The following is a 6,937-nucleotide window of genomic DNA, read 5'->3' as shown; positions in this document are numbered from 1 at the left end:
GTAACCGTGAGAATCCAATGGGCTACCGAGTAAATCCGGGAGAAAATTACAGGTTTGTGATTACCCGTTCCACAGTTCCTGAATCAGGGGTTCTCATTCAATATCCAGCCGAATTAGAGGTAAAGCTTTACGATGTCTATGATCGTGCGCATTTTCCGACAGTCGATATTGATCAGGCTAAGTCTTCTAGCGACAATGTCCCTTTGCCGTTGTTTAGAGTGGCCTAGATGAGAAACAAACGTAAGTTCGTCGCTTATGATGCATGATTCATGATTCATGAAACGGAGGTTTCATGGTCCCTTTCAATTGCTTTTAGATCTTAAGATGAGAGCAATTAGATCGTTAAGTGGATGCTAGGATAGATCAAACTCTTCCTAAGTCAGACACTAGTTTTAGGGTTACTCAGAATAATGATTTGTGAATTATGGTTTTATGCGTCTTACCATTCCTAAAATGGATGGTGAAGTATATTTAGTCTCACAATCCATGTCGAGCTATGCTCTCAGATTAAGCATTCTATTCACCCGCCTGAAAAATGGATGGTAATCCGAGAAGAGGCGCATTGGAACAACCTTAAGTGCCCGCCCCCATAGAGAAGCACTGCACGCAACTGCAGGGCCGAATACTCAACTAGCCGTTCTGAAGCTGTTTGGGTAAGAATACATTATGGCAACTTATAGATAAGTGTTGAGTCTATTCATTCAACCCTCTTTTTCGCAGACTGGCCTTCTTGCGAAAATCGTCCTTAAATATTTAAGGACGTAGCAAGGGTTAGAATCGCAATGCTTTAGCATCTGAGCTTGCTAGGCAAGGTGTTGCATGAGCAGTTCAACCATCAAACACCTTGCTAAACTACTCTGTCTATAGATCAGATATTGGACAATACTAAAATGGAACATGATCGATATCCCAGTCCCTATTATGACTGTTTTGAATCGTCTATCATGAATATAATTTTGTGTATGGGTCTGCCAAATGAGTTGTTCCTAATGTCCACACACACCTATTTGGTATGGGATTATGATAAGAATACGCTTTATCCAAGAATTTACTCACTCCAATACGAATGGCAACGTATTCACGGCCTAGAACTTAAGTCTATTCCAGTGGTTGACGAAATCACATTCCGACAACAGTTAGTTAATAAGCTAAATAGCGGAATTCCAGTTTGTTTGCCAGTTGATATGTACTTTCTGCCACACACATCCCATTACAAGCATCTACATATTATTCATTACGTAGACATTTTCAATTATCGTGAGAATCAATACTACATCGTATCTCCATATTATCACTACAAGGGTTGGTTAGATGCAAATGTAGTACACGCTGGTTTATTCTCTCCAATTGCTTTAAACCCTCGTTTCTTCTTTGTACCTGAACTCAAATGGAATACCCTGTCTGCTGTCCAAGTGTACGAAATGATTCAGGAAAGTTGTGAATATATGCTTGGTCAAAAGATTCCAAACGAATTCAACGGTCATGATAACCAACGACTGGGGCTCGAAGGCATATTATTATTCTCTAAGTACTTAGAAGAGCTAACTAATGTGGATTTCGCTGAGTCGTCAACCAAGTTACTTGAGTTATCTGCTCAAGTGACCGCGATTGGAAATTCCCGTTATTGGTTAAAAAGGATGATCTCCACTTCTAAACCTCCTGCCCTGTCTAGCGGCCTTACTTCCCATTTAGATAAACTATTTTCCATGATCATTCCTTCGTGGAGAGCCGTTGGTCTGCGCTTTGGTGCAGCTATCCACGCACAGGAAAAAAATCTTATGAAGCAGATTGTATATCGAATCATTGAACTAGAACAACAGGAACGCCAACTCTTCAGCTACATATTGCGAACTCTGACAGACTACGATCAAGGTTATTTATGACGACTAAATTGTTATCGCTCAATTGGCAGTTTGACCATGTAGGTATAGCTGTATGGGATATTACTACAGCCCGCCAGCTATACTGTCGGTTAGGGTTTGCTTGTAGTGAGATTCTCCATAATCCGGCGTTGAACGTAAATGTAGTCTTCTGTCATGGGGCGGGTACGGTCATAGAATTAGTTGCCCCACTGAATGAAAAATCGCCATGCATCTTTTATCTTAATCGGTTAGGCCCAGGAACTTATCACGTCTGCTATCGTTGTGATGATTTAGAAGAGGCCTTGCGCCAACTTAAGAAGCTCAAGATCAAATACAAAGTAGTTGCCAGGCCAGTTCCGCGTGCTCAATCGCCTCTTTTGTTCCTTCTTATTCCAACTTGTGGCTTAATTGAACTAGTAGTGTGTCAAGCATAAAATGATGGGTAAAAAATCGGCGGTTTACTCGTAAAACAGGTATCTGTCACCCATCAATTCACGGCTGACAGAATACTAGCTCAAGTTGGAGAAACTCGTGCATGAATCAACTGGTAATTATTTTTCTGAAAGGTCGTTGAATGGGTACTTCAGAGTTTATTAATAATCTTCGCAAATCGGGCATCAATCTTTGGGTAGAAGGGAATTATTTGCGCTATAGTGCCCCCAAAGGAATTTTGACACCTACCCTTCGCAAACAATTAGTTGAGCACAAGGCGGAGATAAGAGAATTCCTGCTAGGCGCTCAAAATCCGTTCAATACTGGAGCCGTCGCTTTTTTTCATGATTCAGAGACGGTCTCTGTTGCCCTGCAAACTTTAACTGAAGAAAAACTAGCGCAACTCTGGTCCAAGGTATTCGGGATTGAATATGTTGGGATTCATGACGATTTCTTCGATTTGGGCAGCGACTCCTTGTTGGCAATGCAGATTACTGCTAGGGTCACTCAGTTGGGATTATCACTTGCTGCCCATCACCTATTCGAATTTCAGACTATTTCAAAAGTTGCGGCGGCATTAGATGCGCTTGATAGGAGCCGAGCAGAAAACTCATCTAACGATTTTCATCATTACTCACTATCTCTGAACCTAGGATGCAGACAGGTAATTTGATGAGCCCAATTGCCTCATGCCCAATTTGTGTAACGCCTTCTATACCTACTCAGAGACCTTTGGCGAATCTGTAGTGAATTAGCAAAAGCATTAATTGTAAGAAGTCCTGCTATATATTGACCAAAGGGTAAACTGTTGCCGCTATGATCGTAAAGTGAAACTTGCTAGATTGAATCTACGTCAAATGTCTACTATCTGTGTAAAGGACGATTCCCTATGACGGCAGTCGAGTTATTGGCAAAGCTTTATGAACTGGGTGTTAGCTTGGCGATAGATGGCGACCAGCTGCGTTACAGTGCGCCAAAAGGGATCTTAACACCTGATCTACGCGCTGAGGTGCTCGCACATAAAACTGAATTGGTCAACTTGCTAGGTGGCCTGCATGGGCAGATTGCCAGAGCTGTTCTGTCAGCGCCTCAAGACACCCAATCTGCTTTTACGCCTCCACAGACGCCTACAGAAAACAAGCTGGTGCAGATTTGGTCCCAAGTATTGCACATCAGCGAAATAGGAGTGCACAACAATTTCTTTGAATTGGGCGGAGATTCTCTTCTTGCGATGCAAGTTGTGGCTTCGGCTGACCAGTCTGGCCTAAGACTGCATCCGACAGATATTTTTAGATACCAGACTATTGCAGAACTGGCACTCATAGTTGATGATGCCTATGCAGTTTCGAAGGATGAAACTCTTAATGGCTTTCATATGCCGCCACTGCGACGAGCGGACCGGATAGCGCCTTTGGCGCTCTCATTAGCCCAACAGCGGTTGTGGATTTTGAATCAATTGGAGCCGGAAAGGGCTACGGCTTATAACATTCCATCGATAAGTCGATTGGTAGGCTCGCTCAATGTTGGGGCTTTGGAATGGGCACTCACCGAAATAATACGACGTCATGAAGTTCTAAGAACATCCTTTCCAACAGTCAATGGAGAGCCCACCCAATTGATTGCAATTCCGATTACTTTTCGAATAAAGATAATCGATTTGCAGAACCTTCCCAAATCAGAGAGTGAACGGTGCGCTCGTAAGATTGTAGCTGAGGAAACAGATCGGCCATTTGACTTGTCCACTGGGCCCTTATTCCGCGCAGTTTTGGTTGAGTTAGCCTCTGACGAGCATATTTTAGCTGTAACTATGCATCACATGGTTACGGACGGTTGGTCTATGGCAATCTTCAAACGGGAATTGGCGCAACTATATAATGCTTTTTGTCATGGACAGCCATCTCCCTTACCAGAACTAACTATTCAATATGCAGATTATGCTTTATGGCAGCGTGAATGGCTACGAGATAAAGTTCTGGAAACTCACTTAGCTTGCTGGAAGCGTCAATTGGGTGATGTACCTCCAGTGCTAGAGTTACCTATGGACCGACCCCGTCCAGTGAGGCAGTCTGGCCACGGCGCGCGGCAGCAATTTCATTTTGCAAAGACATTAAGTGATAGACTAATAGCTTTAGCCCGCCATGAAAATGTAACATTATTTATATTACTGCTTGCAGCATTCCAAACTCTCCTGTATAGATATACAGGCCAAGATGATTTCTGCGTGGGCACGCCTATTGCGGGTCGAACAAATACTGAAATAAGCAGTCTCATTGGTTTCTTCGTTAATACATCAGTTTTACGCACTCAGTTTGGTGGTAATCCAAGTTTTGTAGAACTGTTGCAGCGAGTGCGTCAAACTACATTGGATGCATATGTTCATCAGGATGTCCCTTTTGAGCAGTTAGTGGATTTGTTACAACCCAGACGGGACGTAAGCAATTCGCCTCTTTTTCAAGTGATGTTTGCTTTTCAAAATTTGCCACAAGACGAGATTAGTGATCTGCAATGGTCAGGGCTAACACGAAGTTTATTTCTGGTGCCTAGCATCCGAGCGGCTATGTTTGATTTGACACTTTACGTATGGGATACGTCCCATGGATTACAGGGAACAGCTGAATATGATCCGGACTTATTTGATGACACCACGATCAATAAGATGCTAAAACATTTTGAAGTTCTATTAGAGGGAATAGCAAGTGATCCTCAGCAAAAAGTGTCGCTAATACCATTACTGACTGAGGCGGAGCGGCATCAGCTTCTATTTGAATGGAACGATACAAAAATCAAGTATCCGCAAGATATGTGTTTGCATGAGTTGTTTGAAGAGCAAGTTAAGCTAACCCCAAATGCAGTAGCAGTTGTGTTTGAGAATCAACAACTCACTTATAAGGAGCTAAATGAGCGTTCCAACCAATTGGCTCATTATTTGCGGAAGCTAGGGGTAGGCCCTGAGACATTGGTAGGTGTGTACATGGAGCGCTCGCTGGAAATGGTAATTGGTCTTCTTAGCATCTTGAAAGCAGGTGGGGCGTATGTACCATTAGATCCAGCACTTCCCATCAAGCGGTTGGAATTTATGTTGCAGGATACTGACCTGTCTGTGGTGATAACTCAACAATCCCGCCTTTTGTCTTTGCAGATGGAAAACTTGAGTGTAGTAGGTGTTGATCGTGACAAGCAAGCGATACACCTTGAAACAACCGCTAATCCGCTCCCAAGTTGTCTGCCAGGCAATCTTGCTTACGTGATTTATACCTCGGGATCGACAGGCATGCCAAAGGGCGTACAGGTTACCCACCACAGTGTGGTGAATTTTCTGACCGGCGTACAAGGCGAGTTGAAGTTGACGGCGGAAGACACCCTCCTCTCTATAACTACTCTATCTTTTGATATTGCTGCGCTGGAATTGTATCTTCCTTTGATGGTGGGGGCAAAGGTCCTTCTGGCGAACCAAACGGAAGTTACTGACGGACATCTATTACTGTCGCGATTAAAAGAAGGGCATGTGACGGTAATGCAGGCTACACCAAGCAGTTGGCAAATTCTTCTACTCGCGGGGTGGCAAGGTACGCCTGGCCTGAAGATGTTATGCGGCGGAGAAAATTTGTCCCGAGATCTGGCCCTGCAGCTGATGGATAAGGGCGATACTCTCTGGAATCTTTACGGACCGACCGAGACTACTATTTGGTCAACGGCGCATCGGGTAATTCACGCAGATGGCGCGATCCCGATTGGGCGTCCAATTGCCAATACGAAAATATATCTCTTGGACTCGCAGCTCCAGCCAGTGCCAGTGGGGGTCCCCGGCAATTTATATATTGGGGGCGATGGACTGAGTCGAGGCTACCTGGGTAGGCCAGAGCTTAGCCAAGAGCAATTTATTCCCAATCCGTTCAGCGATAACCCGGGCGAGCGCCTATATAAGACGGGAGACTTGGCCCGTTACCTGCCTGATGGAAACATAATATTTTTAGGCCGAACAGACCATCAGTTCAAAATTCGCGGTTACCGTATTGAACCGGGTGAAGTTGCGGCTGCCTTGCAGCAACATATCAACATAAAGGATGCCGTTGTAATAGCAAGGGAAGACGTACCCGGTAATAAACAGCTTGTCGCTTATCTTGTCGCCAATTGCGAACCGACGCCTTCCATCAGTGCGCTGTGCAATTATCTGAAAGAGATGCTGCCCGTTTATATGGTGCCTTCGACATTCGTGTTCGTTCCCAGCATACCACTCACGCCGAATCGCAAAATCGACCGGAATGCTCTACCGGTGCCGGACCATGCTCGTCCATCTCTGGAAGAGGAATACATTGCCCCTCAGACCCTTACCGAAGAGAAATTAATGCAAATCTGGTCACAGGTATTAGGGATTAAACAGGTGGGAATTCACGATAATTTCTTCGAACTCGGGGGACATTCATTGAATGCAGTTCAGGTGTTATACCATGTAGGGGTCACTTTTAAAGTGAATTTACCCTTGCGAAATATCTTTGACTTCCCCACGATTTATGAGTTGGCAAAACAACTGGATTGTCAGAAAGTCGATGTTGACGATACCTCTTTGCCGCAATACTCTCTGACTAAACTTCCTAGAACGGCAAGGCGTATAAGATCGTAGCGAGCGGAGAATCCGTAGGTAC

Annotated in this window: 4 protein-coding genes and 1 pseudogene; all 5 read left to right on the top strand. The window is 44.3% G+C overall.

The window, feature by feature from the left end:
• Positions 1-227: pseudogene (locus AC14M5_RS11210) on the top strand (hypothetical protein); the annotation flags it as partial.
• Between the two features lie 762 nt (positions 228-989).
• A complete protein-coding gene (locus AC14M5_RS11205; protein ID WP_484029755.1) occupies positions 990-1,883 on the top strand; it encodes a BtrH N-terminal domain-containing protein in 894 nt (297 codons plus the stop codon).
• Positions 1,880-2,296, top strand: a complete 417-nt coding sequence (locus tag AC14M5_RS11200) for a VOC family protein (RefSeq protein ID WP_484029754.1) — start codon at positions 1,880-1,882, stop codon at positions 2,294-2,296. Before AC14M5_RS11205 ends, AC14M5_RS11200 begins: the two co-directional genes overlap by 4 nt.
• A gap of 140 nt (positions 2,297-2,436) precedes the next feature.
• Positions 2,437-2,967, top strand: a complete 531-nt coding sequence (locus AC14M5_RS11195; protein ID WP_484029753.1) for a TubC N-terminal docking domain-related protein — start codon at positions 2,437-2,439, stop codon at positions 2,965-2,967.
• A gap of 216 nt (positions 2,968-3,183) precedes the next feature.
• Positions 3,184-6,915: a non-ribosomal peptide synthetase gene (locus AC14M5_RS11190; protein ID WP_484029752.1), complete on the top strand. Its 3,732-nt coding sequence runs from the start codon at positions 3,184-3,186 to the stop codon at positions 6,913-6,915.
• Positions 6,916-6,937: the final 22 nt, after the last annotated feature.

Source organism: Candidatus Villigracilis sp. (assembly GCF_057083605.1).
Note: the sequence above shows the minus strand (reverse complement) of the source record. Positions and strands in the feature narration are given on the sequence as shown.